This is a genomic window from Phenylobacterium sp. 58.2.17, assembly GCF_026411515.1.
In the GTDB taxonomy this organism is placed as follows: Bacteria; Pseudomonadota; Alphaproteobacteria; order Caulobacterales; family Caulobacteraceae; genus Phenylobacterium.
The window spans coordinates 77,208-102,120 of the sequence record NZ_JAPMTQ010000006.1; the positions used below are offsets into that span (position 1 = coordinate 77,208).

Below are 24,913 nucleotides of genomic sequence, written 5' to 3' on the forward strand. Positions count from 1 at the left end.
TATCTATCAGTCAGGCTGACGCCAGCGCTTCCGAGCTACAGAGCACGAACCCGTCGTAGCCGTTGGCGGCGCTGGCCTCGCACATCTGCAGATACAGCGGCACGCCGCCGGGATAATTAAGTAATTCCCGTGGCTTACCGGGTATATTGGCGCCCATGTACCAGGAGTCAGCGAGAGGAAAGAGCGTCATGGCGCCCACTGCCTCGACATGGTCCTTCCACGTCTGTTCTGCGGTGGGGGTCGCCTCGAACCGGCTAACGCCAGCGTCGCGCATGTGTTTCAGGAATTCGACCACCCAGTCGCCCTGCAGCTCGGCGCAGGTGGGGCCGTTGCAGAAACCCGAAGGGCTCTGGGGCCCGTATAGGAACAGCAGGTTGGGGAAGCCGGCGCTCGCCATGCCCAGGTGGGTGCGCACTCCTTGCCGCCACTTCTCTTTCAAGGTGAGGCCCTCGACACCGCGGATGTCGATCTGCGTCAGGCCGCCGGTTACGGCGTCGAAGCCGGTTGCGAGCACGAGTAGATCGAGCTCGTACTCCCCCTCTGCGGTCTTTACGCCGTTGGCAGTGACCTCCAGGATTGGCGTTTCCTTCAGGTCCACCAACTCGACGTTGTCCTGGTTAAAGACGTCGTAATATGTCTGCTCCAGAGACGGGCGCTTGACCCCGAACGGGTGCGGCGGCTCCTTTGGGGCAAGCTTTTCCGCGAGCTTCGGATCCTGGATCCGCGCCTGGACCTTCTCGCGCCAGAAATCATAGGCCGTGCGGTTGGCGTCAAGGCTCATCATCACGTCGTAGAAGGTCGAGGCCCAGAAGCTGAAACCACCTGCGGCCCAGCTCGCCTCATAGATGGCCTTCCGCTCCTCCGGAGAGACCTCGAGCGCAGACTTCCCACTCGCGTGGAAGTCGAAGCCACCGAAGCTCTCTCGCCGCCGCGCGAATCGCGCGGGATAGTCGCATTTCATGTTGTCCTGGGTCGCTTCGTCCAGGTTGCGCTGCTGCATCGCCAGCGCCAGGATCGGCGTGCGCTGGAAGACCGTCAGTTGCGCGGCCACGGGCGCAGCCTCCTGCACCACCTGCACGCCGCTCGCACCGGTGCCGATTACGCCCACGCGCTTGCCCGTCATGTCGAGGCCGCCTTGCGGCCACCAGGCGGTGTGGTGTATTTCACCCGCGAACCGGTCAAGCCCCTCGATCTGCGGCACGTAGGGCTTGGCGGCGAACCCGGTGCAGAGCACCAGGAAACGGGCGCGGACGCCGCCGCCGTCCTGCGTCGTCACGATCCACTGGTCTCGCCCGGCGTCGAACTCGGCACCCTCGACACGGGTGTTGAAGCGGATATCCCGGCTCAGATCGAGCTTCTTGTCTACGTAGCGGAAGTAGGCGCGCAGTTCCTCCCAGCCCGGAAACCGCTCCGTCCAGTTCCAGTCGCGCCAGAGATCCTCGCTAGAGAACTCGTACATCGGCACGTGGGTGTCGACCCGCGCGCCAGGATAGCAGTTCCAGTACCAGATACCGCCCAGGTCGGCGCCGGCCTCGAAAAGGCGCACCTTGAAACCCAGCTGGCGAAGGCGGTGGAGCTGGTAAAGGCCAGTAAACCCGGCACCGACCACAAGCACATCCAGTTCTTCGATCGGTTGGGTATCTGGTAGCGCGGCGGGATGGGTGTTCATGATCTCACGCCAGTCCTAAATCTCTGCGAGCGAACTCAGTGACTGCCTTGTAATCCGCCTTGCCGTTCGAAGCCCGCAACGGGACGTTGCTCACGAGGATGCGCTTCGGGGTCTTGTAGCCGGCTAGGCTGGCGCGCACGTGCCGGCGCACATCGTCCTCGTCGAATGCGCCACCACTCGCCAGCACCACCACGCCCGTGACGGCCTGGCCCCACTTGTTGTCGGGCACGCCGACCACGAGCGCATCCTCGATGCCCGGGTGAGTCTTCAGCGCTTCCTCGACTTCCTCGGGATAAACCTTCTCGCCAGCGGTGTTGATGCAAGCGCTGCCCCGTCCCAGTAGTGTCATGGCCCCATCGGCTTCCACCGTGCACCAGTCTCCCGGTATCGAGTAGCGCTGCCCCCCGATGGTGCGAAAGGTCTTGGCGGTTTTTTCCGGATCCCTGTAGTAGCCCAGCGGTATCGGGCCACCTATGGCGATGATCCCGGCCTTGCCGCTGCCGGGCTCCACAAGGTTCTCGTCCTCGTCAAAGACTTTGCACCGGGGGCCGATCTGGAACGTCGCGGTCCTGACCTCACCGTCCTTGCTCATAGCCGAGGAGCCGAAGCCGAGCGCCTCTGAAGCGCCGAAGGAATCCATCAGCACGGCTTGTGGAATATGGCGCAGCAGACCGGCCTTGACCTCGCGGCTCCACATCACGCCGGAGGAGACAACGGAGACCAGACTCGAGGTGTCGAAGCGCCCAGGCTGTTCCTCCAGCGCGTTGAGCATCGGCTTGGCGAAGGCGTCGCCCACGAGGGCGATGGATTGCACCCGGTGGCGCGCGACGACCGACCAGAGTTCTTCGGCATCGAATGACGGGTTCTCAAGGGTGACCACGCAGCCACCGTTCATCATGCATCCGATCGCGGTAATGAGACCGGTTCCGTGCATCATCGGGCAGGCCGGGAGGGTTCGGCTTCCCGGTCCCGCGGCGCGAACCAAGTCCAGATGCGCGTCCAGGGTTTCCGGTGCCGGCCCGAGCCGCCGCACCGCGTCGAGCTGGGCCTCACGCATGTCCTCATGGCGCCACATGACTCCCTTGGGCATGCCCGTCGTACCGCCCGTATAGATGAACAGAAGGTCGTCTGGAGACCGCTCGATCCCCAAGGGCGCGCCCCCGCCGGTCGCGGCGAGGTCTTCATATCGCTCCGAGAAGTGCGCCGGCGGATCGTCTTCGCCGATCTCAATGAACGTGGCGACCTTGGACAGCCGGTCCTTCAGCTGGAGGACTGTGTCGCGAAACTCGGAGCCGTAGATGATGGTCTGCGCATCCGAGTCGTCGAAGATGTAGAACACCTCGTCGGGCTTGTAGCGGTAGTTGACGTTCACGTGCGTCAGGCGGCCCTTGAAGCAGGCGGCCAGGGCCTCGCCGTACTCTGGGCGGTTGCGCATATAGAACGCCACCTTGTCGCCCGGCTTCGCGCCCCTGGCGAGGATCGCGCGCGCAAGATTGTTCGACCGACGCGACGTCTCCCCCCAGGTGATCGTTCGATCCCCATGCATGAAGGCCGGCGCGGCCGCCGGGAGGGCCTGCGGAAGCGCGTCGAGGATATCGCCGAAATTCCAGGTCATGGGCATGCTTCCTAAGCGGCGATCCAGCCCTGAACGCGGGCGGCTTCGTTGCGCACGAGTTCTGGTCCGCCGAGCAGCTGGCGATCCAGACCGATGCGCTTGAACCAGTAGTGCAGCCCGGCGAGGTCGGTGAAACCCATGCCGCCGTGCACTTCGGTGGAGGTCCGCGCGACGAACCGGCCGACCTCGGAGAGGTGTGATTTTGCGTGGCACGCCATCAGGGTCGATTCGTCCGGCGCATGGTCAAAGGCGTGCGCCGCATACCAGACCAGCGAGCGGCAGGGCTCAAGGGCCGCCGCCATCTCGGCGCACATGTGCTTGACCGCCTGGAAGGACCCAATCGGCCGGCCAAACTGCACGCGCGTGGCAGCGTAGGCCACAGCCTGTTCGATCATCGCCGTGCCTGCGCCCAGGATGTCGGCGGCCAGCATGATGCGCCCGGCGTCGATGATCCGTCGGGTCGTCTCGATTCCGCCGCCGGGCAACGGCTCGGCCTTGACCCCCACCAGCCGGATCTCTCCAACCGACCTGGTCTTGTCGATGGTCGTCAGCGGGGTTGGCGTCAGCCCGCGCGCGTCGGCTGCGACCAGGTGCAATGCGCCAGTGCTGTCCGCCACCACGAACAGGTCGGCGTCCGCAGCGTCGAGCACGAACAATGCTGTCCCGTCCAGCCACCCGTCCCTGGCGAAAACCCCGACCCCGTCCCGGACCTCCACGGCTTGGCTGACTGCGACGGCCGCCCTCGCCGCCCCGGTCGCCAGCTGCGGCAGCCACGCCTGCTGTTGGCTGTCCGACCCACCGAGTAGGATCGCCAGCGGCGCCATCACATGCGCGCCCGCGAAATGCGCCGGCGCGACGCTGAAGCCGAGTGTTTCGGCCACAAGCGCCGCTTCCAGCAGGCCAAGGCCCATCCCGCCGAATTCCGCGGGGATGATAACACCCGGCACGCCGAGATCCGCCAGGCCCGCCGCGACATCGGGGCTGTAGGGCTTCGCGGCGACGGCGATATCTCGCACATGGCGCAGCGGGGATTGCTCCGCGAGATAACGGGCCACCGCGTCCTGCAGCATGCGCTGCTCGCTCGAAAGACCGAATTCCATTAGGAGCGGCTCCCTTCCGTGGCGAGCTTGGGCTCACGCGGCATGCCGAGCCCCCGTTCGGCGATGATGTTCTTCTGGATCTGCGCGGTGCCCCCGCCGATGATCAGGCCCAGCTGGAACATGTAGGCCTGCTGCCAGCTGCCGTGGGCGCGCAGGTGCGGGCTGCCGTCGTAGAGCACACCGAGCTCGCCAAGGGCGTCGATGGCCAGCGCCGATATCTGGTGGGCCAGCTCGCAGGACTGCAGCTTGACGATCAGCCGCGCGAGCCCCGCTTCGCCGCCGTTAGCCGAGGCGCTCAGCACGCGAAGCCCATTGAATTTCATCGCCGCGAGTTCCGCCTGCAGCCGCAGCAGACGATCTCGCAGGATCGGGTTGTCCATGATCCGGCCATCGCCGGCCGTCTCAGTCCGCATCAGCTCCGCCAAGGCAAGGAAGCGGCTTTCGAGCTGGCCCGGGTCCCCCAGCATTCCGCGTTCGTGCTTGAGGGTGGCGTTGGCGACGAACCAGCCCTGCCCGCGCTTTCCCACGATCTGGGACTTCGGGACGCGCACGTCGGTGAAGAAGGTCTCGTTGAACTCGGCGTGCCCGGTCATGGTCACCAGGGGGCGAACCTCGATCCCCGGGGTTTTCATCGAAAAGATCAGATAGCTGATTCCGTCGTGCTTTCCCTCTTCCGGCTCGGTGCGCACGAGGCAGAAGATCATGTCAGCCTCGCGGGCCGTGCTGGTCCAGATCTTCTGGCCATTAATGACGAAGTCGTCGCCATCCTCCGTTGCGCGCGTCTGAAGGCTGGCGAGGTCGGACCCCGAGCCCGGCTCGGAGTATCCCTGACACCAGATAACCTCGCCGTGGATCGTCGGCCCGATCCACTGACGCTTCTGATCTTCCGTCCCCAGTTCCAACAGCGTCGGAACCAGCATCGAAATGCCCTGGCTCTGTAGCCCAGCTGGGACGCCGGCCCGGGCGAATTCGTCGCCGATGATGCGGGACTTCAGGATGTCCGGCGCGGCCCCATACCCTCCATATGCCTTCGGGATGGTGCGCGCGGCGTAACCATGGGCGATCAACAGTTTCTGCCAAGCTACAGCTTCTGCTGAGGGCCGCTGCGCAGCCCCGCCGCCCTTGGGGGCGGCATGACGGTGGGCCTCAAGAAAGACGAGCACTTCGCGCCGAAAAGCCTGGTGTTCGGCGCTGTAGGTGAGATCCATCAGCCTGTCCTTTCGAGAGGATCGTGGCGCCTCAGTGGGGCGCAGCTCATGGCGCGACCTGTTCGGATGGCTGGAAGCAAGGCAGGCGGAAGCCGTCTCCAAGCTCTCGGAAGACCAGTTCGACGGGGATGCCCAGTTTCAGCGTTTTACGGTCGCACTTCAGCAACCGGCTCGCCATCCGCACGCCTTCGTCGAGCTCCACCAGCGCAGCGACATAGGGGATTTCCGCGGCGAAGGCGGGGTGAAGCGCCTGATGGGTGACGGTCCACGAATAGAGACTGCCGGTCCCGCGCACGGGCGTCCAGGCGAAATCTGGAGACCCGCACCGCGCGCACATGTAGCGCGGGAGGAACCGCCAGGCGCCGCAGTCCGAACAACGCTGGAATCGCAGCCGCCCATCCTGGCATTGCTGCCAGAAGGCCTCGTCCATGGGATCCTGGGTCTTGGGAAGCGGCGCGGGAACGGTGGGGGGTTGCATGGGTGTCAGTTCCTCAAGATCGCCAGACTGCCGTCACCGAGATCGCCCCATCCGGTGACCAGGCCGATACTGGCCCCCGGCACCTGTCGCGCACCGGCGTCGCCGCGAAGTTGGCGCACGGCTTCCAGCACATGGTTGAGTCCCCAGACGTGGGCTTCGCTAAGCAGACCGCCATGGGTGTTCAGCGGATAGCGACCGCCGAGCTGGATCTGGCCGTCTTTCACAAAGTCGTAGATGCCGCCGGGCGCGCTGAACCCCAGCGCCTCCAGCTGCAGCAGCACGACATAGGTGAAGCAGTCGTAGACCTGCAGGAAGTCCATGTCGCGGGCGGTGACGCCGGCCATCTCAAAGGCTCGGGGCGCGGCGTAAGACAGGCCGATCTTGAGCATGTCAGGCCGGGAGGGAATGTCATCCGCCGGATAGGGGTGGCCTTCCGCGGCGCCAGCGATCAGCACGGGCCGGTGCGGCATGTCGCGCGCCCGCTCGGCACTGGTGACCACAACCGCGCAGGCGCCATCCGTCTCGAGGCAGCAGTCGTACAGTCGGAAGGGCTCGGAAATCCACCGCGCGCCCAGGTAGGCGTCCATGTCCAGAGGTTGGCCATAGGTCACGGCCCTTGGGTTGAGCTGGGCGTGCGCACGGCAGGCCAGGGCCACCTCGCCCATCGCCTCGTCGGGCACCCCGTAGAGGTGCTTGTGGCGCGTCGCGATCCAGGAATACATCTGCGCCGGCATCATCACGCCATAGGGCATGTAGAAACCCTGGATCGTGCGGGTCAGCGTATTCATGTTCATGGCCCGCTGCGGCGGCCGGCCCGGCTTTGGACGAAGCGCGGAGTAGCCATTCCACCCCAGCACCACCAGGACGTTGTCGGCGACGCCGGCAGCGACCGCCGTTGCGGCGTTCTGCAGCGCTGTGGTGGGGCTAGCTCCACCCATATGTACGGTGGAGGCGTACCGCAGCACATCGACACCAAGGTTGGCGGCAAGCTCCTCGGACGACGTGTAGATCGGGGGCGGCACCATCCCGTCAATCTGCGAGGGCTTGAGCCCCGCGTCGGCGATGGCCTTGCGGGCCGCCTCCAGCATCAGGTCCACGGCGGTGCGTTCCGAGCCTTTGACGTATTCGGTCTCGCCAATGCCAACGATGGCGGCCTTGTCGCTGAAACTCACGGCTCTTTCCTGTCTTTCGAACGTCGGCGAAGCGTTACGATCTGAAGCCTGTTGCTCTAGGTGGGCGGGATCAGGCACGAGTGGATGGACTCATCTCCGGCCACTTGGCGCGCGAGCGTCCGGATGGCCAGTTCGGCGTCCTTCAACGCGAAGTCGTGAGTGTGCATCAGCTCAAGTGGCAGCGACCGTGCCTCGATCAGGTCGATGGCCTTGCGGTATCCCGACGAGGTCACGCCGATCGCCCCCCTGATGGTGATTTCCTTGAAGACGATCAGGTCTGAGACAAAGTCCGGTATGGGCTTGAATCCCTTCACCCCCGCCAAGACGATCGTACCGCCGGGGCGCACATAGCTGAGGGCTTCGCGCACCGGGTCGGTGGCGTAGGACGTCACCTCCACCACCACGTCGGCGCCTCGCCCTCCCGTCAGTTCATGGATGCGCTCAATGGCGTTCTCGTTCTGGACATCGATCGTGTGGTGCGCCCCGAAGGTCCGGGCGAGGTCGAGCTTCCGGGCGTCTGCGGCCATGCCCGTCACGATGATCTTCCCCGCACCCGCCTGCCGCGCGGCGATGACGCTGGCCAGACCGCGCTGGCCCGGTCCCAGGATGACGATAGTGTCGCCAACCTGGGTCTGAGGGATCTCCACCGCCCAACGGAACCCCGCCCCCAATGGGTTGAACATCACCGCGAGCTCGGGCGGCAAGGTCTTATCGATCTTGTGAACGATCGTGTTGGGCGCGAGGTACATGTACTGAGCGTACGCGCCCCAGAGCCCCGGCATGTTCGACAACGGGATGTAGGAATAGATCTGACGGTCGGCGCATAGGTGGTAGCGACCGCCTAGGCAGGTGTCACAGCTGTGACAAGACAGCATAGTCTCGACGGCGACCCGATCGCCGACATCGACGCCCCAGCGGCGCGCGGCTTTGTCGCCGATCGCCTCGATGATCCCTACGGGCTCGTGCCCGGGGATCACCGGCATCGGCGTCTTCAGAACCCCCTCGAATTGCTCGTAGTCGCTGCCACAGATCCCGCAGGCCTCGATCCTCAGAATCGCGCTGTCGGCTTCGATATCGGGGATGGGCAAGTCACGCATTTCAAGCGTGCGCGGCGCCGTCTGAACCATCGCGAAGGTCTTGGCGGGGATCACGGGCTTCGCCTCCGGCTGCGCAGTGACAATTCATAACACATATATGTGGTCGGAAACGTATATCTGTTATATCTCCGTCTAGGCAAGGACCTTCGATTAGCTTCCGCAGGCTCACGCCCTCAGCCCTTCGCAATGGAATGAACCCAATGACCGCCGACGCCCCGAGGATCGACCTTCTGAGCCTGGAAGAGGCGGCGAACGCGGCCGGGTCGGTGGGGATTTCCGAACAGATGGCGCCCCTCAGCGTGTTTCGCGTCCTCCTGCGGCATCCGGCGATGGCGGGCGAGCTTGCCTCCACGCTCACCACCCTTCTCTTTCGAGGCAACAAGCTCGACGCCCGCCTGCGCGAACTGATCATCATGCGGATCGGCTGGAGGACCGGCTCGGTCTATGAGTGGACTCAGCACTGGCGGGTGGCCCGCGGACTCGACATTCCCGAGGCCGACCTGGCGGCTTCCCGTGACTGGCGGGGAGCCGCGAACCTGTCGGAGGCCGACAAGGCTGTGCTGCAGGCCACCGACGACACGCTCGACCATGGCATGATCTCGGACGCCACCTGGGAGGCCTGCTGCCTCCACTTGGGGACTGAGGCCGAGCGCATTGAGCTGGTGGTCGCGATCGGCAACTGGACCATGTTCTCCCAGCTCCTGAAGAGCCTGCGCATTCCGCTGGAAGACGGTGTCGAGGCCTGGCCGCCGGATGGCCAAGCGCCCCGAACCTGAGTATCCCACCCCATAGAGCCGGAGTTTCCATGATACGCATACCGATCTCGTCCGATCTCGTCGGATTGGAGCTCCCCCCCACCACCCAGACCTGGACCTCCAAGGACACCATGCTCTATGCCCTGGGCGTCGGCGGGCGGCCGGCGGAAGACTTGGACTTCATCTATGAAGGCCGCGGCCCAAAGGTTCTGCCGACCTACGCCGTGATCCCGGGCGGCGCAGCATTGGGGGGTCTGATGCGCACCGTCGACATGCGTTTGGAGATGCTGCTTCATGGCGAACAGTCCATCGAGCTGTTCCGGCCCCTCCCCCCCGAAGGCAGCGTCGAGGTGAGCGGCCGCATCACTGAGGTCTGGGACAAGGGAAAGGCCGCCGTTCTGGGGGTCGAGGGTGTGGCCCGCGACGCCGACGGCGACCTATTCCGGACCCATGCCACCCTGTTTGTCCGCGGCGCGGGCGGTTTTGGCGGCGAGCGCGGACCCTCGAGCGGAGATGGTGCCGTCCCCAACCGCTCTCCGGATATTGTGGCCAACTTCGAGACCCGTCCAGAACAAGGCGCGGTCTACCGGCTGTCGGGCGACCGGAATCCGATCCATATCGACCCGGCGTTCGCTAGGATGGGCGGGTTCGACGCGCCCTTCATGCACGGGCTGTGCACCTACGGCATTGTGGGTCGCGCCATCTTGCGAGAGCTATGCGCCGACGATCCGGCCACCTTCCATTCCTTCCAGGGCCGGTTCGCTGACCGGGTGCTGTATGGGGACACTATCGTCACCAAGATCTGGCGTACCGGCGACGGCGAGGCCATCGTGCAGGGCGAAACCGCGGATGGGCGTATCGTGCTGTCTCAAGCCAGGGCGACGTTCGCTCTCCCAGCATAGGCCTCGATATGTCGCCCTATCCTCACCTGCTGTCACCGCTGGACCTGGGGTTCGTTACGCTCCCGAACCGCACGCTGATGGGCTCCATGCATACAGGCCTTGAGGAAGCGCCTGACGGATATGATCGACAGGCTCGGTTCTTCGCCCGGCGGGCGAAGGGCGGCGCGGGCCTGATCGTGACCGGCGGCATATCGCCCAATGAGGCGGGCCGGCTCGGCAGGAACGGCGCGGTGATGTGCGAAGCCGCCGTGGCTGGACACGCCCAGATCACGTCCGCTGCGCGCCAGTCCGGCGGGCTGATCGTGCTGCAGCTCCTCCACGCTGGCCGCTATGCGCGTCACGACGGCCTCGTCGCCCCGTCGCCGATCGCCTCGAGAATAAACCCGCTGACGCCGCGCGAGCTGACCGAGGAGGAGATTCTCGTCACGATCGAGGACTTCGCCACCGCTGCGATGCTCGCCAAGGAGGCGGGCTACGACGGGGTGGAGATCATGGGTTCGGAAGGTTACTTGCTGAACCAGTTCCTGGCGCCGCGCACCAATCAGCGCACCGACCGCTGGGGTGGCTCTGCGGCCAATCGCCAGCGGCTGCCTGCCGAGATCGTCAGGGCGGTTCGCGCCCGCTGCGGCGAGCGGTTCATTCTCGTCTACCGGCAGTCGCTGCTTGATCTTGTGGAGGGCGGCAGCACCTTCGATGAGGTGGTCGATCAGGCCAAGACGGTCGCGGCCGCCGGCGCGAACCTGGTCAATACGGGGATTGGCTGGCACGAGGCGCGGATCCCCACCATCGCCCACATGGTGCCCCGCGGAGCCTTCGCCTGGGCCGCGGCACGGCTCAGGTCCCATCTGAACTTGCCGGTCGTGGCGTCGAACCGAATCAACACGCCCGAACTCGCCGACCGCCTGATCGCCGACGGCGACATCGACATGGTTTCGATGGCGCGGCCCTTCCTGTCCGATCCCGACTTCGTCGCCAAGGCCCGGGCCGGGCGACGCGCCGCGATCAATGTGTGCATCGGCTGCAATCAGGCCTGCCTGGACAACGCCTTCACCGGCAAGCTCACGACCTGCATGGTCAATCCCGCCGCCTGCCGCGAGGCCGAATTCGGCGATGTCGCGGGGCCGATCAAACCCCAGCGTGTCGCGGTCGTTGGCGCGGGGCCCGCGGGGCTGGCCGCGGCGGTGACGAGCGCGGAGCGGGGCCACAGGGTCACCCTGTTCGAGATGTCAGAGCGGATCGGCGGCCAGTTCAATCTCGCGCGGCGGATTCCGGGCAAGGAGGACTATGCCGAAACCATCGGATACTATGGCGCGCGGCTGTCCGAGCTCGGGGTCGAAGTGCGGTTGGGAACGCTTGCTCGCCCGCAAGATCTCATCGCCGCCGCATACGATCATGTGATCGTCGCCACCGGCGTGGAGCCGCGAACGCTCGATTCGATGGGCGTGGACGACCCGCGTGTGCTTACCTACGCACAGGCCATTGAAACGCCCGAACTGGCAGGCGAAACAGTGGCGATCCTGGGCGCTGGTGGCATTGGCTTCGACGTGGCCCAACTCTTAGCGCACCCCACCGGCGCGGGCGACCCCGCCGCGCCCGACATCGAGGGCTTCTCCCAGGACTGGGGGATCGACACCGGATTCAACGAGCGCGGCGCCCTGCACCCGCAGCCCGGGTCTTGGCCCTCGGCCCGGCAGATCACGCTCTTCCAGCGCAAGCCGGGATCGGCGTTCGGCGCGGGACTGAGCAAGACGCGGGGCTGGGCCAACCTCCAGGAAGTGAAGCGCCGGGGCGTCGCCATGATTGGTGATGTTGTCTATGGCCAGTTCAGCCCAGAGGGGCTGTATGTCATGGTGGGCGGCGTCCCACAGTTGATCGCGGCCGACACGTTCGTGTTATGCATCGGCCAGGAGCCGCAGGCGGGAATCGCCCCGTTGCTGGCGGAGAAGCAGATGCCATATTCCCTGGTTGGGGGAGCGCGCGACGCTGGCGATCTGGATGCCGTGCGGGCCATTGAGGAAGGAACCCGGGCGGCCCTCACGATCTGAGCGCGCGCCCGAAGGATTTGGAAGCATGCCGAAGCCTGATCAGTCTGTCGTCAAGTCCGCCGCCCGAACCCTGGAGATCTTCGAATATTTCGATGAGGCCCGCAGGCCCGCCCACATTCAAGAGGTGGCCCTCGCGTTAGGCTATCCGCATTCGAGTACGGCCGCGTTGCTGCGCAGCCTCGCCGACCTTGGCTATCTGGAGTTCTCCGTCGAAGACAAGACCTACTTCCCCTCTATCCGGGTCTCCCTGCTAGGCCATTGGGTCGGCGACGAAGTCCTTCCGCTCCGGCGCATCCAGCAGCAGATGCGCGACATCGCCGAACAAACCCAGATGACCGTGGTGCTGGGTGCGGTGAGCGGCGGCTATTGCCAGTACGTCCGTGTGATCGAAGGCACGACGCCGATCCGCTATCACGTCAAGGCCGGCACGCGGCGATGCCTTGTCCGCTCGACCCTGGGCCGGGTGCTCCTGGCCATGGAGCCGCCGGAAATGAGGGACAGGATGATCGCCGAAGCGCTTGCGGTGTGGGACGGCGATGAGGCGCCACCGCCCGCAGAGGACGTCGCCGGAGACTTGACCCAGGTCTCCGCCCGAGGTCACGCCTTCCATGCCGGCCTGGTGAACGAAAACGCCGCGATGCTAGCCATTCCCCTTGCCGTAAGTCCGCCGGCCCGCCCCCTGGCCCTCGGCCTGGCCGCGCCCAAAGACCTGTTCCGGGGCCGTCGCCCCGAGTTGCTTGGGATCATGCGTGACGTGCTCGGCAGCCTCGGAACCCCCGGCCAGGGGGCAACCCAAAAGACCGCCTGAACACAGGCGTCCGTCAGGCAGGTCTGGGATTCTGGATCAGGACGGTGCCCTGCGCCGAACAGCACAGGCGACCTTCATTCTCCATTTCGATTCTGACCACCGCGGTCTGTTTGCTCATCGAGAGGATTTCCGCACGCGCCGTTACCATCCCACGGCTGACCGGCGCGAGCAGGTTGATCTTGAACTCGGTCGTCGCCGCCCACTGTCCCTTCTCCATGTGGGGATAGCAGACACATCCCAAGACGTGATCGCAGGCAGCTGACAGGACGCCGCCATGCATGTTACCGAAGCCCGTCAGCAGCTTTGGGTCGACAGTCATCTCCGCCGTGAGACCGCCCGGTTCCATGGCCACGATCCGCAGGCCAAGGAACTCGGGGAGGCCGGTCATCCGATTGCTCGAAGCCATGAAGGCTTCGACCATCTCGGCGTGAAACTCAGGCATTTTTCGGGAAATCATTGCGTTTCTCTTCCCACTTCAGCGAAATTGATCGGCGAGAGCGAGCGCGGTCTCGGCGCCGCTGACGAGGTCTTCGAGGACGTCCTTGGCGGGGCGAATCGCCTTGATGAGCCCCATGCCCTGGCCCGCGAACCCAGGCGCGATATCCTTACGTTGGTCCAGGGTCGCCGCCGCTAGCACGGGTCCGGCGATGATCGACTGGAAGGGCATGGGCAGTGGCGACTTCTCCGCGTCGACCCAAGCCTGCGCCCACTTGTTGCGGATGATCCTGGCCGGCTTCCCGGTGACGGATTTTGACACCACGGTGTCGCCATCTCCGTACTCGACCAGAACCTCCTTCTGGAACTGCTGAATGCCGGCTTCCTCTGTCGCCAGGAACGCGGTGCCCACCCAGGCGCCCTCGGCCCCCAGCATCATGGCGGCCGCCACGCCGCGGCCGTCGGTGATCCCGCCGGCCCCGAGGACCGGAATGCGCCCCGCCATGGCGTCGACGACCTGGGGGATGAGGGCCATGGTGCCGATCGGCGAATTGTGTCCGCCCCCGTCATGTCCCTGAGCGACCACCACGTCGATCCCGGACGCTGCGACCTGCAGCGCATGCTTCACCGACCCTATGACGGCCATGATCTTCGTGCCGTTCTCCCGCAGTTGCTCCATCCATGGACCGGGGTTTCCCAGGCCCGCGGCGTAGACCGGCACCTTTTCCTCCACCACGACCTCCATCTGCGCCTCGAAGAACTCCTTTGAGAAGAACGCCGGGCCACCCCGGGCGTCGGCATTGTTGGTGTCGCGGGAGCGGGCGACCTTTTGCAGGCCTTCCTGGCGCATGAATTCGGCTGCAAACGCCTGATAGTCGCCAAGCAGATCCATCGGCGACGGCTTACCGCCGTCGCCGGAGCCTACCGCCGCGTCGACTACCTCGCGGCGGACCGAGGCCGGCAGCAATGTGTCGACGCCGAAGGGCTTGTCGGTGAGCGATCGCACCTCGCGGATCCACGCGCGAAGTTCCTCGGGCGAGCAGGCCGCAGCGCCAAGAATTCCTAGCCCCCCGGCATTGGAGACGGCCGCTGCAAGGCGAGGAACGCTCGCCCCGCCCATTCCAGCGAGGACGATGGGATAGCGGATGCCGAAAATGTCGCAGATGCGGCTGTGCAAAGCCATGAAGGTGTTCCTTGTCTCTGATGATGAGCGTGGCTGCGCCGACCTTGGGTCAGCGACCCCGGAAGACGGGCTTGCGTTTCTGCATAAAGGCGAGCGGTCCCTCCCGGGCGTCCTCGGTTCGGAAGACAGGAGCTGCCATTTCAGTTTCGATCTGCATCGCTTCAGGTTCCGGTCGGCCCAGGCAGGCTCGCGCCGACCGTCGGATGGCCTGCACCGCGATCGGCCCGTTGGCGGCGATGCGTTCAGCCAGATCAAGGGCTGTGGGCAGCACGTCGGCTTGGGGCGCCACGCGATTGAGGAACCCCAACTCAAACGCTTCTGCGGCGGTGATGAGATCGCCAGTGAGCAGCAACTCCATGGCCCGGGCATAGGGTATCTGTCGGGGCAGTCTCACGGTCGAGCCGCCGCCTGGGAAGATCGCCCACTTGACTTCCTGCACCCCAAATTTCGCGGTTTCGGACGCGACCCGCAAATCCGTCCCCTGGGCCAGTTCCATGCCCCCGGCGATCGCATGACCGTTGATCGCCGCAATCACCGGCTTGACCACGTCGAAGGTCCGAAGAAGCCCACGGCCCAGAATCTCCCCGTCCGCCAGCAGACGTCGATCCCACTCGTCTTCGGGTGGTCGCGCGCGACTCATCAACGGAATGAACCGTCCAAGATCGGCTCCAGAACAGAAAGCCTTGTCACCCGCGCCGGTGACAACCGCGACGCGGATGTCGGGGTCGTCACGCACTACAGTCCAGGCGTCGGCCAATCGAACCAGCATCTCCGGGGAAATGGCGTTTCTCGCCTCAGGCCGGTTGAGGGTGATGAGCGCGACTTGCCCCCTCCGCTCGAAAGTGACAACGACGCTCATGATCTCTCCGGCACATATGTGTTTTGTTGTGACATCTTCATGCTACGCTATCTCGCCGGACGAAGGAAAGCTTGAAGCGAAATCTGTGGCGGCGAAGGCCGATTGGCAGGATCGATCAATGGCGCCGGGAGGCTGTTACCCGAGTGAGGACTCTCGATGACTCAACCGCACCGTATCGTCTTCAGAACCACCGACGGCGTCGACCTCGTCGCCGACCGCTACGGCGCGCCGCTTCGCGGCGGCGTGCTTCTGGCGCACGGGGGCGGTCAGACCCGGCACGCCTGGGCCAAGACCGCCGCGGCGCTGGCGGATCGCGGCTGGGAAGCCATCGCCCTAGACCTGCGCGGCCACGGCGATAGCGGTTGGTCGCCGACGGGCGACTACCAGATGGAACGGTTCGCGGACGACCTTGCAATCGTCGCGAACGAGATGGGCGGACGTCCGGCGCTGATCGGCGCGTCGCTCGGCGGCCTCGCGGGATTGCTCGCGGAAGCGGAGATCGCGCCTAGGAGTTTCAGTTCGATCACCCTGGTCGACATCGTTCCGAATATGGATCCGAATGGCGCGGCAAAGGTGCTGGAATTCATGGGTGCCCATGTCGACCAGGGATTTGGCAGCCTTGAGGAGGCGGCCGACGTCATCGGCACCTATTTGCCCCACCGCCCCAGACCCTCGGACCTGTCGGGATTGGCGAAGAACTTGCGTCGCGGCGGCAATGGCCGATACCACTGGCATTGGGATCCGAGCTTCGTGGCGGGCGTGAACCGGGAACGGTCGAGGCGAGATGCGCAAGCGTTCGACACCGGACTCGCCAGCCTAACCCTGCCAGTACACCTCATTCGTGGTCGGCTGAGCGAATTAGTGACGCGTCAAGCCGCCGAAGATTTCGTCGCGAAATTGAGCAACGCCCAGTTTACCGATGTCGCTGGCGCTTCTCACATGGTCGCGGGGGATCGCAATGACGCCTTCCTCGACGCTGTGGTCGGCTTTCTCGATCGGCAGAATTCCGGACAGCCGGCCAAAGTCGGCAGAAATGCGCCTTAGCAGGATGTTGAAAAGGCATCGTTGGCTCGGCCCGCCCCTGACGCACCGCTACAACAGAGGCCACCAGCGGGATTCATGTCGAGGCAGTCCGGGACAGGGCCAGTGACCAAGGGTGCGATGGCCGCATTTGCAATGTCCGTCGACTGGAGTCCGCGAACGATCTACCACATTCTAATTCCCCCTGGCCGCTGTCGAAAACAATGCTCGAGGAGCACACCAAAGATTTGAGCGCGCAGGAATGGAATTTAATCTGCCACATCAATGCTTCAGATCTCCAGGAGATCGCCGTCTGACGACTACGCCGTCCAATCGCGACCGTCCTATCCGTCTTTGAAACTGAGCATGTCCTATCCGACAATGGAGATTTTCTAGTGGTTGAAGGCGCAGACCCGATTATCGAGGCGTTTCGGCAGGAGGTGCGGGAATGGGTCCAGGCCAACTTCCCGCCGGACCTGAAGGGGCTAGGAAATCCAATCACCCTCGAAGAGCGACCGGCGCCGACCGAGGAACAGACCGAATGGCGGAAAGTGGTCGGCGAAAAGGGTTGGGGAACGCCAACGTGGCCTGCCGCATATGGCGGGGCTGACCTTTCTTCGGGCCAAGCTCGCATCATCCAGCAGGAATTTGCGCGCGCGCGGGCATATAACCCGATCGGTGGAATGGGCGTCATGATGTTCGGCCCGACGTTGCTTGAGTACGGAACCGAGCAGCAGAAGCTAGAACACCTACGGCCGATCTGCCGGGGCGAAGTTCAGTGGTGCCAAGGCTACTCCGAGCCCGGGGCCGGTTCCGATCTGGCCTCGCTGCAGACGCGATGCGAGGATAATGGCGACCACTATCTGATCAATGGCCAGAAGATTTGGACGTCGGGCGCCCAATGGGCTGACTGGTGCTTCTGTCTCGTTCGCACCGACACCACGAAAAAGCATGAAGGCATCTCTTTCGTGCTCTTCACCATGCACCAGCCCGGCGTCGAGGTGCGGCCAATCAAGCTGATCGCCGGCAGCTCGCCGTTCTGCGAAACCTTCCTGACGAACGTGCGCGCCGAGAAGAAGGATCTGGTGGGCCCGCTAAACGCCGGCTGGACGATCGGGAAGCGGCTCCTGCAGCACGAGCGCTCTAGCATTTCGAGCATGGGAAACGCCCTCGGCGGTTCCGCAGCCCTTCCGGACCTCGCCAAGGCCTATGTCGGCGTCGACGCGCAGGGTCAACTGGCCGACAGCGATTTGCGTACCCGGATCGTGTCAAACGAGATGGACGGGCGCGCCTTCCAGCAGACGGCGATGCGTGCGATGGCGGAAGCCAAGGGCAAGACCGACCCGTCGGCGGCGACCTCGATCATGAAGAACGCCGGCACCCGCTGGATCCAGGATCGGTCCGAACTCACGCTCGAGATCATGGGTCACCAGGGTCTGGGTTGGGCTGGTGAGGATTTCACCTCAGTGGAGTTGGACGCCGTGCGCGGCTGGCTGGGCGGAAAGGCCAGCACGATCTATGGCGGCAGCCAGGAAGTGCAGAACAACATCATCTCCAAGCGGATCCTGGGCTTGCCCGATCTGACCGCAGCCAACTGAGCGAGTGAGCGAGTGAGCGTGGCAGAATTCGCGAGGGCGAGCAGAGGCTTAAGTGTCAGCTGAGATTGGACAATTTTTCAACCTGGATTTCCTCCGCCGCGATGCGGCCCGCGAACATGACCAAAGGGAGGCCGCGATGCTGAGTTGGCAAGTTGGGGCGGTGAAGATCACCCGGGTCGTGGAACTCCAGATTCCGATCCCATACAATCGAGCCAACCCTTTTCTGGCCGAGGCGACGCCCGAGGCGTTGCGAGCCATCGCGTGGCTGTACCCGAATTTCGTCAACGAGCAGGATCAGCTTCTGCTGTCCATCCACGCGCTGCTGGTGGATGCGCCGGGCCTGCGGCTGGTGGTCGATACCTGTATCGGAAACGATCGGCCGCGGTCCATTCTGCGTGGACAGCCGCTGGCCACCGGCTTCCTGCAGTCCATGGCCGAGGTCGGCTGGACGCAGGAGAGTGTCGATGCCGTGGTCTGCACCCACCTGCATGTGGATCACGTGGGCTGGAACACCAAACTTGAGGATGGCGCGTGGGTTCCGACATTTCCAAATGCCCGCTACCTGCTCGGCAAGACGGAATTCGCCCACTGGAGCGCAGAAGGCGACGAGGAACAGCAAACGATCCTATCGGACTCGGTACAGCCCATTCTCGACGCGGGGCTCGCTGAGTTCGTCGAAATGGATCACCGCATCTCGCCCCACCTTCGGCTCACGCCCAGCACCGGACATACGCCTGGCCATGTCAGCGTGATGATCGAGTCCGAAGGTGAGTGCGCAGTCATCACCGGCGACATGAGTCACCACCCCTGCCAGATGGCCCACCCGCATTGGTCTCCCTCGTTCGATAGCGACCCGAGGGCGGCGGCGGCGACGCGCGCGCGACTGTTTGCCGATTGGGCCGACAAGCCGATCCTAGTGATAGGCACTCACTACGCGCCGCCGACGGCGGGATACATAAAGCGGGCGGGTGCGGGGTTCCGCTTCGACGCCGAGGCGATGGACGCCCCTGCTGCCGGACGTTGGGAGAAGACGACAAACTTGAAAAACAACATCGGATAGAACTCAATGGATGATCTCGTGCTTCGCGCTGACCGGGACGGCGCCTGCCAGCTGACGCTGAATCGGCCGGACAAGCTCAACGCGCTGAATGTCGATCTTTTCAAGGCGCTCGAGGCCCACGTCGCCGACCTGGAGGCGGCGCCGGTTGGCGTCGTCGTGCTGCGCGGCGCCGGGCGGTGCTTCTCGGCGGGCCACGATCTCGGCGAGATCGCCGCGGGCGAAAAACTTCCCCGGCCCAACTATCAGTCGCATGTCATCCAACGCCTCGCCGACCTTCCTTCGCCGGTCGTCAGCGCTGTGCACGGCCATTGCTACACCGGTGCCCTGGAGCTTGCCCTGGCCGGCGACATCATTCTTGCGGCCGAATCCGCCAAATTCGGCGACACCCACGCCAAATGGGCCTTGACGCCGGTCTGGGGCCTCAGCCAGCGGCTTCCACGACGGGTGGGAACCTACAAGGCGCGCGAGATGATGTTCACCTGCCGTACCTATTCAGGACGACAGGCCGAGACCATTGGCCTCGCCAACACCTGCGTCTGCGATGCCGAGTTCGAAGCGGCCATAGGCAGGCTCACCGCTGAAATTCTCGCCAATTCGTCGTTCAGCCATGCCGCGAACAAGCGGCTGTTGACCGAAACCGATGGCCTGCCACAGCAGGCGGGCCTGGCGCACGAGGTTTATCGAAGTCAAGGCGTAGGACCGGACATGGCCGATCGGATCAGGCAATTCACAAAGCGCCCAATCGCCTAATCTCCTGACCGTCGGTTATAACAGGCCAGAGCCCGGTCACCGTTGCGATATCTGTTCATGGTGTCAGCTTTCGCGGGTCATCCCGGGAAGGCCGGGAAGACATCAAGCGAGACGGCAAAGAATAACTCCCAGGTTGCGGGGTCCGGCGGTCCCACCCTCCCATCTCATCAATAGGTCAGCCAAGCATCAGACACATCTCGGCTTACGGAGTTACGGCCCAGGACTGAAATGGTCATTAACGTCGAGGGACAAGCGTGTATCGTGCATCTGTCTTCACCGTTCTTTATATCTATCTTGCCGCCACCGCCTTCCCAAGGATCATGTCCGAGGCCTTTTCAGCGATCATCATCGTCGGTGCGTTGGTGTTGCCTGAAACGAGGCGCGGCATTATCGAAGCGTCTACGATACGGAGCGCCTCGACGCCTCGCACCCGGAGCTGCGGATCGACCACGGCCATCGGCCCACTGCCCATCATACATGTGCCGACCGGGTGGTAGATGGTGGTGCCGCCCATCCGTGCATAAGTCAGCAACATGTCATCAGTCGCGAAGCCCGGACCTGGGTTCATCTCATGGTCGATGAAGCGAGTAAGAGCCGGTTGGCTCGCAATCTTGCGCCCCCACTTAAGGCCTGCGATAGCGACCTCCTGGTCGAGCGGATCGGCCAAATAGTTGGGCGCGATGGCTGGGTAGACGCTGGATTCGGCCGACTTGATGCGGATCGTGCCACGGCTTTCAGGACGCAGTTGGCAGGGAGCGATGGTGAGGCCTGGCTCACCTTCAAGTTCCATCTTCTGCTGGGTGGCGAGCTTTTCTGCGTCCATGGTGGCAGGCAAGATATGAAACTGGATGTCAGGTGTAGAGAGATCAGGCCGAGATTTGACGAAGGCGGCGATATGCGCAGCCGACAGCGTCAGAAGCCCCCGTCTCAAGAAGGCGTACTTCAGGGCCTCCCCCACGAGTCGCCGACCTTTAGACATCTCATTGACGGAGAGGACTCCCTTCTTCAACCGGTAACGCAGGCCGACCACGTAGTGATCCTGCAGGTTTTCGCCTACGCCCGGCACGTCCGCCACCACGGGAATTCCATGCTCTTGCAGAAGGGCCGCAGGACCGACGCCAGAAAGCTGTAGGAGTTGGGGCGAATTGACCGCACCGCCGGCCAGGATCACCTCGGCATTGGCTGTCGCTGTCCGTCGCATACCGTTCTGGATGAACTCGACGCCGACCGCGCGCTTCTCCCGGAAGAGGACCCGGGTGGCGAGGGAACCGGTTTCAACGACAAGGTTCGATCGCTTCAGAACCGGATGTAGATATGCGACCGCGGCGGACCAGCGCCGGCCGTTCTTCATTGTCACCTGGAACCAAGTCGCACCCTCCTGCTGAGCGGCGTTCAAATCCTCTATCCGCGGCAGGCCCGCCTGCACACATGCATCTATGACGGCGTCCGACACAGGATGGCGGTCGCGCATGTCGGAGACGTTGAGGGGGCCCCCTGTGGCGTTCCAGTCGTCCGCTCCGCGCTCCTGATGCTGCGACCGCAGAAAATATGGCTTCACGTCATCATAGGACCAGCCTTCGCATCCGAGCTGGCGCCAGCCATCATAATCTTCCCGCTGGCCGCGAATGTAGAGCATTGCGTTGATTGAGGATGAGCCGCCCAATACCTTGCCGCGCGGCCAGGCATGCTGACGCCCGCCGGAGCCGGGATCGGGTTCGGTTTGGTAGAGCCAGTTGACCTTCGGATCCTTCAACGCCTGCGAGTAACCCACAGGCACATGGATCATCACATTCGATAAGAATTGTGAGGGGTTATGCATCGGCCGGTCGTCGCCGCCTGCTTCCAAAAGAAGCACACGCGTCTTGCCGTCAGCGGTAAGACGATTGGCGAGGACGCATCCCGCCGATCCCGCGCCCACGATAATGTAGTCCACCTGCAAGGTAATGGCACCAACTCCAGCGCTGATCAAATACAAATAATGCAGAAATCTCTTCTATAAGAATTGATCCTGGGTGATATAAGATTGCAGCGACCAATGTATCAGCAATTACGCGCCCGAATACAGGGTGACTGTGGCCCGCCCGCCCTCACAAAGCTACGGTATTGCATAACACATCGCTGACGTTGTGCGCTCGGGCGGCGAATGACGAGTCCTAGAGGGATTTTCTTTCACAAGCATCGATCCAGTCGGTGGCCCGCCGCTGTTCGTGTTCAGTTGCCTTCGCCCCACAAATGCCGGGACCAAACACCTAGTCCAGCGCCGCGCGGGTTGGCTTGCGCCCAAGGGCAGATTTAGTCACCCACCGGCGCGACCCATCCTTCATATATATGGCGCGCGTAAAAACACATATATCTTATACGGGTCAAGGCATGGTTTGAGATGGGATGTGCACCCCATGACGATAGCCAACAGGCGGCAGAACCCGTCCCGTTGGGGCTGGTGTCTCCAACTTTGAGCTAGAAAGGCCTTCCTCGAGAGACGCCATGACCCGTCAGCCGATCTCGCTCGATCTCGTCGGACTCGAATTTCCGACCGCCGCTCCAACCTGGTCCTCCAAGGACACTATGCTCTGCGCCTTGGGGGGCGGGGCGAGACCGGCAAACGACCTGGATTTCATCTACGAAGAGCGGGGGCCAAGGGTCCTCCCGACCTATGCCCTCATTCCGGGTGGAACGGCGCTGGCCGGAATGATGGGCACGGTCGAGATGCGCTTGCAGATGCTGTCGCATGGCGAACAGTTCATTAAGCTCTTCCGCCCCCTCCCCTCGAAGCCAGCGTCGAGGTGAGCGACCGCATCACTGAGGTCTGGGACAGGGGAAAGGCTGCCGTGGTCGGCGTGGAAAGTTTGGCCCGGGCTGCTGAAGGCGACCTCTTCCGAACCCACGCGACGCTGTTCGTGCGCGGCGCCGGCGGTTTTCGCGGCGAGCAAGGGCGCTCGACTCTGGAAGGCGACGCCGGACAACGAGGCTCGCTTCGAGACTCGTGCTGAGCAAGGCGCGATCTACGGGCCCTCTGGCAGCGGCATTCCCGATCCGACATTCGCCAGAATGGGTGGCTTCGATGCGCCGTTCATGCATGGGCTGTGCACCTACGGACTCTTCGGCCACGCCGTCTTGTGGGATTCGGCCACGCCGTCTTGTGGGATTCGGCCACGCCGTCTTGTGAGAGTTGTGCGCCGACGACCCGCCGCGCTCCCGTCGTTCCAATGCGGGTCTGCTAACCGGGTGATGTACGGCGACACGCGCGTTACGAAGATATGGCGCACCGGCGACGGTGGGGCCATTATGCGCTGTGAGACCGCTCACGGTCGAGTAGCGATCTCTCAAACCATGGCAACCTTCTGAGTCCCGGCGCAGTATGGACATTCCGCTCTATCCGCATCTGTTGTCACCGCCGGATTTGCGGTTCGGCACTCTTCGCAGCCGAACCTTGATGCGCTCGATGCATACCGGGCTCGAACAGGCGCCGGAGGGATACGAGCGCCAGGCACAGTTCTTAGCGCGGAGGGCTAGAGGCCGCACGGGCTTGATCGTGACAGGCGACGTGCGCCATCCGGCACGCCACCTTGGCCGGAACGGCGCAGTGATGAGCGAAGCGGTCACGTCGCCCCGAGCATCAGATCGGCGAGATTGCGGTGCGAACACAGCTGGCTGTGGTACTGGGGCATAGAGCGGTGACTGTCGCCAGTATCCGACAGGCGAAGCGGTCGGGTCGGGCGCACGAATGAGAACCCCATATGAATGAACCGATCCGAGCCGTCTTCAGCACAACTGACGGCCTTGACCTCGTCGCAGACCGATACGGGAGCCCGACGCGCGGCTCCGTCCTCATGGCGCATGGCGGTGGCCAGACCCGTCATGCATGGGCCAAGACCGCGGCGGCGTTGGGGGATCGGGGCTGGGAAGCGGTCACCCTGGATCTCCGCGGCCATGGCGACAGCGGTTGGTCGCCGACGGGCGACTATGGGATCCAAAGGTTTGCAGAGGATCTCGCCGATGTTGCACGCGCAATGGGTGGCCGCCCGGCGTTGATCGGCGCGTCGCTCGGTGGCCTCGCCGGTTTGTACGCAGAGGCAGAATATGCGCCCGGAAGCTTCAGTTCAATCACGCTCGTCGATATCGTTCCGAGCATGGACCCAGATGGCGCCGCCAAAGTCATGGAGTTCATGGGCGCGCATATCGCGCAGGGCTTTGGAAGCCTTGAAGAAGCTTCCGATGTTATTGCAGCCTACCTGCCGCACCGGCCGCGGCCAGCCGACCATTCCGGATTGGCCAAGAACCTCCGCCAAGGAGCCGATGGTCGGCTCCGCTGGCATTGGGATCCCGGATTCGTCTCAGGCGTCCATCGCGGTCGATCCCTAAGAGATGTCGACATGTTCGAATCGCGATTGCCCGAATTGAGGCTCCCGGTGCATCTCATCAGAGGCCGGCTGAGCGAGTTGGTGTCGCACGAGGCGGCGGAAGCCTTCGTCGCGCAGCTTCCAAATGCAAAGTTCACCGACGTCGCCGGCGCGTCGCACATGGTGGCGGGCGATCGCAACGACGCCTTCCTCAGCGCCGCGGTAGGATTTCTTGAGCAACTTGACCGCCAAATCTAGGCCCGCGAAGGGTGTCGCCCGGCGTGCCTCGGAGTCGGACGCCTCCGCAATAGACGTTCAGAGCCGCTTCGCCCGGGCCGCGACGCATCCCGGCACCGCCAGACGCCTGAACACGCCGTTGGGGTGAGTGGGCGGACGAGCGGGTCCCTACTCGGCCATTGGCCTACAATCTGCCTCGTGAGCGTCGCGCGTCTCGCGGGCTTGATTGGGTTGCGGCCGCGATTGCCCCGATTCACGGTTCCCATCGTAAGAACGCCTAGGCTGCCCGCGTTCAACGCGCGCTATCGTATTGCCATTTATGATATGCATCATTACTATCTGCTTGAAGGCGCTTCGGACACTACCGCCGTGAGCGTCTCCCCCCCGGGCGGTCCCGATCTACCTCCAGGGGCACGTGCGGGGCGCTTGGGCGGCGCGGCGAACACGCTGCGCCGCCTCTTTGCTTCGCAAGTTCTCGTGACGGGGCACGACCCAGACAGTTGCGACAGAGCGAGATTATTGGTGTCGATTTCGATGAGGGGCGTCGACCTTGTCCGATGCGGCCGGGTCACAGCAGATCGG

At 64.0% G+C, this 24,913-nt stretch carries 22 protein-coding genes; 11 read left to right on the top strand and 11 right to left on the bottom strand.

Going from position 1 to position 24,913, the window contains the following annotated elements; all coding sequences use genetic code 11:
* Nucleotides 1-10: 10 nt before the first annotated feature.
* The 7 genes from OUA97_RS06875 to OUA97_RS06905 are packed head-to-tail and all read right to left on the bottom strand — an operon-like array spanning nucleotide 11 to nucleotide 8,393.
* Nucleotides 11-1,669 (bottom strand): flavin-containing monooxygenase, encoded by a 1,659-nt coding sequence (locus tag OUA97_RS06875; RefSeq protein WP_267231082.1) that lies wholly within the window; start codon nucleotides 1,667-1,669, stop codon nucleotides 11-13.
* 4 nt (nucleotides 1,670-1,673) lie between these two features.
* Nucleotides 1,674-3,284 carry an acyl-CoA synthetase gene (locus tag OUA97_RS06880; RefSeq protein WP_267231083.1) on the bottom strand — a complete coding sequence of 537 codons (1,611 nt, stop codon included), beginning with the start codon at nucleotides 3,282-3,284 and terminating at the stop codon, nucleotides 1,674-1,676.
* Nucleotides 3,285-3,295: 11 nt separating this feature from the next.
* Nucleotides 3,296-4,384 (bottom strand): acyl-CoA dehydrogenase family protein, encoded by a 1,089-nt coding sequence (locus OUA97_RS06885; RefSeq protein WP_267231084.1) that lies wholly within the window; start codon nucleotides 4,382-4,384, stop codon nucleotides 3,296-3,298.
* A complete protein-coding gene (locus tag OUA97_RS06890; RefSeq protein WP_267231085.1) occupies nucleotides 4,384-5,592 on the bottom strand; it encodes an acyl-CoA dehydrogenase family protein in 1,209 nt (402 codons plus the stop codon). Before OUA97_RS06890 ends, OUA97_RS06885 begins: the two co-directional genes overlap by 1 nt.
* A 46-nt stretch (nucleotides 5,593-5,638) precedes the next feature.
* The gene (locus OUA97_RS06895; protein ID WP_267231086.1) at nucleotides 5,639-6,022 is read right to left on the bottom strand and encodes a Zn-ribbon domain-containing OB-fold protein; all 384 of its coding nucleotides are present in this window, start codon (nucleotides 6,020-6,022) and stop codon (nucleotides 5,639-5,641) included.
* A gap of 53 nt (nucleotides 6,023-6,075) precedes the next feature.
* Nucleotides 6,076-7,242, bottom strand: coding sequence for a thiolase C-terminal domain-containing protein (locus OUA97_RS06900; RefSeq protein WP_267231087.1), 1,167 nt, complete (start codon nucleotides 7,240-7,242; stop codon nucleotides 6,076-6,078).
* 56 nt (nucleotides 7,243-7,298) lie between these two features.
* Nucleotides 7,299-8,393 (bottom strand): zinc-dependent alcohol dehydrogenase, encoded by a 1,095-nt coding sequence (locus tag OUA97_RS06905; RefSeq protein ID WP_267231088.1) that lies wholly within the window; start codon nucleotides 8,391-8,393, stop codon nucleotides 7,299-7,301.
* A gap of 146 nt (nucleotides 8,394-8,539) precedes the next feature.
* Here OUA97_RS06905 and OUA97_RS06910 point away from each other — a divergent pair, with 146 nt between their 5' ends.
* Genes OUA97_RS06910 through OUA97_RS06925 form a run of 4 tightly spaced genes read left to right on the top strand, consistent with a single transcriptional unit; the run spans nucleotide 8,540 to nucleotide 12,849 of the window.
* Nucleotides 8,540-9,115 (top strand): carboxymuconolactone decarboxylase family protein, encoded by a 576-nt coding sequence (locus tag OUA97_RS06910; RefSeq protein ID WP_267231089.1) that lies wholly within the window; start codon nucleotides 8,540-8,542, stop codon nucleotides 9,113-9,115.
* Nucleotides 9,116-9,144: 29 nt separating this feature from the next.
* Nucleotides 9,145-9,996, top strand: a complete 852-nt coding sequence (locus OUA97_RS06915; protein WP_267231090.1) for a MaoC/PaaZ C-terminal domain-containing protein — start codon at nucleotides 9,145-9,147, stop codon at nucleotides 9,994-9,996.
* A gap of 8 nt (nucleotides 9,997-10,004) precedes the next feature.
* A complete protein-coding gene (locus OUA97_RS06920; RefSeq protein WP_267231091.1) occupies nucleotides 10,005-12,041 on the top strand; it encodes an NADPH-dependent 2,4-dienoyl-CoA reductase in 2,037 nt (678 codons plus the stop codon).
* A 25-nt stretch (nucleotides 12,042-12,066) separates the two neighbouring features.
* The gene (locus OUA97_RS06925) at nucleotides 12,067-12,849 is read left to right on the top strand and encodes an IclR family transcriptional regulator (RefSeq protein ID WP_267231092.1); all 783 of its coding nucleotides are present in this window, start codon (nucleotides 12,067-12,069) and stop codon (nucleotides 12,847-12,849) included.
* A gap of 13 nt (nucleotides 12,850-12,862) precedes the next feature.
* Here OUA97_RS06925 and OUA97_RS06930 read toward each other — a convergent pair whose 3' ends face one another.
* From OUA97_RS06930 to OUA97_RS06940, 3 genes are read right to left on the bottom strand one after another with little or no spacing between them, the layout of a single operon-like run.
* Nucleotides 12,863-13,306 (bottom strand): PaaI family thioesterase, encoded by a 444-nt coding sequence (locus OUA97_RS06930; protein ID WP_267231093.1) that lies wholly within the window; start codon nucleotides 13,304-13,306, stop codon nucleotides 12,863-12,865.
* Nucleotides 13,307-13,324: 18 nt separating this feature from the next.
* Complete coding sequence (locus OUA97_RS06935) at nucleotides 13,325-14,467, bottom strand: NAD(P)H-dependent flavin oxidoreductase (RefSeq protein ID WP_267231094.1); 1,143 nt, start codon at nucleotides 14,465-14,467, stop codon at nucleotides 13,325-13,327.
* 49 nt (nucleotides 14,468-14,516) lie between these two features.
* Nucleotides 14,517-15,326 carry an enoyl-CoA hydratase-related protein gene (locus tag OUA97_RS06940; RefSeq protein ID WP_267231095.1) on the bottom strand — a complete coding sequence of 270 codons (810 nt, stop codon included), beginning with the start codon at nucleotides 15,324-15,326 and terminating at the stop codon, nucleotides 14,517-14,519.
* Between the two features lie 156 nt (nucleotides 15,327-15,482).
* Between OUA97_RS06940 and OUA97_RS06945 the strand changes: the two genes are divergently transcribed.
* The 4 genes from OUA97_RS06945 to OUA97_RS06960 all read left to right on the top strand — a co-directional run bounded on the left by OUA97_RS06945 (nucleotide 15,483) and on the right by OUA97_RS06960 (nucleotide 19,754).
* Nucleotides 15,483-16,370, top strand: a complete 888-nt coding sequence (locus tag OUA97_RS06945; protein ID WP_267231096.1) for an alpha/beta fold hydrolase — start codon at nucleotides 15,483-15,485, stop codon at nucleotides 16,368-16,370.
* Nucleotides 16,371-16,741: 371 nt separating this feature from the next.
* Nucleotides 16,742-17,944, top strand: a complete 1,203-nt coding sequence (locus OUA97_RS06950) for an acyl-CoA dehydrogenase family protein (protein ID WP_267231097.1) — start codon at nucleotides 16,742-16,744, stop codon at nucleotides 17,942-17,944.
* A 52-nt stretch (nucleotides 17,945-17,996) separates the two neighbouring features.
* On the top strand, nucleotides 17,997-19,004 hold the full coding sequence (locus OUA97_RS06955; protein ID WP_267231098.1) for an MBL fold metallo-hydrolase: 1,008 nt from the start codon (nucleotides 17,997-17,999) through the stop codon (nucleotides 19,002-19,004).
* Nucleotides 19,005-19,010: 6 nt separating this feature from the next.
* Nucleotides 19,011-19,754 (top strand): enoyl-CoA hydratase/isomerase family protein, encoded by a 744-nt coding sequence (locus OUA97_RS06960; protein ID WP_267231099.1) that lies wholly within the window; start codon nucleotides 19,011-19,013, stop codon nucleotides 19,752-19,754.
* A gap of 289 nt (nucleotides 19,755-20,043) precedes the next feature.
* Here the strand turns inward: OUA97_RS06960 and OUA97_RS06965 are convergent, their stop codons facing one another.
* The gene (locus OUA97_RS06965; RefSeq protein ID WP_416362414.1) at nucleotides 20,044-21,729 is read right to left on the bottom strand and encodes a GMC family oxidoreductase; all 1,686 of its coding nucleotides are present in this window, start codon (nucleotides 21,727-21,729) and stop codon (nucleotides 20,044-20,046) included.
* 509 nt (nucleotides 21,730-22,238) lie between these two features.
* On the opposite strand from OUA97_RS06965, the gene OUA97_RS06970 reads away from it, so the two are divergent.
* The 3 genes from OUA97_RS06970 (at nucleotide 22,239) to OUA97_RS06980 (ending at nucleotide 24,352) form a co-directional block, all read left to right on the top strand.
* Nucleotides 22,239-22,541 (top strand): hypothetical protein, encoded by a 303-nt coding sequence (locus tag OUA97_RS06970; RefSeq protein WP_267231100.1) that lies wholly within the window; start codon nucleotides 22,239-22,241, stop codon nucleotides 22,539-22,541.
* The gene (locus tag OUA97_RS06975; RefSeq protein WP_267231101.1) at nucleotides 22,538-22,744 is read left to right on the top strand and encodes a hypothetical protein; all 207 of its coding nucleotides are present in this window, start codon (nucleotides 22,538-22,540) and stop codon (nucleotides 22,742-22,744) included. Before OUA97_RS06970 ends, OUA97_RS06975 begins: the two co-directional genes overlap by 4 nt.
* 747 nt (nucleotides 22,745-23,491) lie before the next feature.
* Nucleotides 23,492-24,352 (top strand): alpha/beta fold hydrolase, encoded by an 861-nt coding sequence (locus tag OUA97_RS06980; protein WP_267231102.1) that lies wholly within the window; start codon nucleotides 23,492-23,494, stop codon nucleotides 24,350-24,352.
* Nucleotides 24,353-24,913: the final 561 nt, after the last annotated feature.

Coding starts and splice junctions, on each gene's coding strand:
- OUA97_RS06875 (WP_267231082.1), bottom strand. CDS start 1,669: ATGAACACCCATCCCGCCGCGCTACCAGATACCCAACCGATCGAAGAA.
- OUA97_RS06880 (WP_267231083.1), bottom strand. CDS start 3,284: ATGACCTGGAATTTCGGCGATATCCTCGACGCGCTTCCGCAGGCCCTC.
- OUA97_RS06885 (WP_267231084.1), bottom strand. CDS start 4,384: ATGGAATTCGGTCTTTCGAGCGAGCAGCGCATGCTGCAGGACGCGGTG.
- OUA97_RS06890 (WP_267231085.1), bottom strand. CDS start 5,592: ATGGATCTCACCTACAGCGCCGAACACCAGGCTTTTCGGCGCGAAGTG.
- OUA97_RS06895 (WP_267231086.1), bottom strand. CDS start 6,022: ATGGACGAGGCCTTCTGGCAGCAATGCCAGGATGGGCGGCTGCGATTC.
- OUA97_RS06910 (WP_267231089.1), top strand. CDS start 8,540: ATGACCGCCGACGCCCCGAGGATCGACCTTCTGAGCCTGGAAGAGGCG.
- OUA97_RS06915 (WP_267231090.1), top strand. CDS start 9,145: ATGATACGCATACCGATCTCGTCCGATCTCGTCGGATTGGAGCTCCCC.
- OUA97_RS06920 (WP_267231091.1), top strand. CDS start 10,005: ATGTCGCCCTATCCTCACCTGCTGTCACCGCTGGACCTGGGGTTCGTT.
- OUA97_RS06925 (WP_267231092.1), top strand. CDS start 12,067: ATGCCGAAGCCTGATCAGTCTGTCGTCAAGTCCGCCGCCCGAACCCTG.
- OUA97_RS06930 (WP_267231093.1), bottom strand. CDS start 13,306: ATGATTTCCCGAAAAATGCCTGAGTTTCACGCCGAGATGGTCGAAGCC.
- OUA97_RS06935 (WP_267231094.1), bottom strand. CDS start 14,467: ATGGCTTTGCACAGCCGCATCTGCGACATTTTCGGCATCCGCTATCCC.
- OUA97_RS06940 (WP_267231095.1), bottom strand. CDS start 15,326: ATGAGCGTCGTTGTCACTTTCGAGCGGAGGGGGCAAGTCGCGCTCATC.
- OUA97_RS06945 (WP_267231096.1), top strand. CDS start 15,483: ATGACTCAACCGCACCGTATCGTCTTCAGAACCACCGACGGCGTCGAC.
- OUA97_RS06960 (WP_267231099.1), top strand. CDS start 19,011: ATGGATGATCTCGTGCTTCGCGCTGACCGGGACGGCGCCTGCCAGCTG.
- OUA97_RS06970 (WP_267231100.1), top strand. CDS start 22,239: ATGACCCGTCAGCCGATCTCGCTCGATCTCGTCGGACTCGAATTTCCG.
- OUA97_RS06980 (WP_267231102.1), top strand. CDS start 23,492: ATGAATGAACCGATCCGAGCCGTCTTCAGCACAACTGACGGCCTTGAC.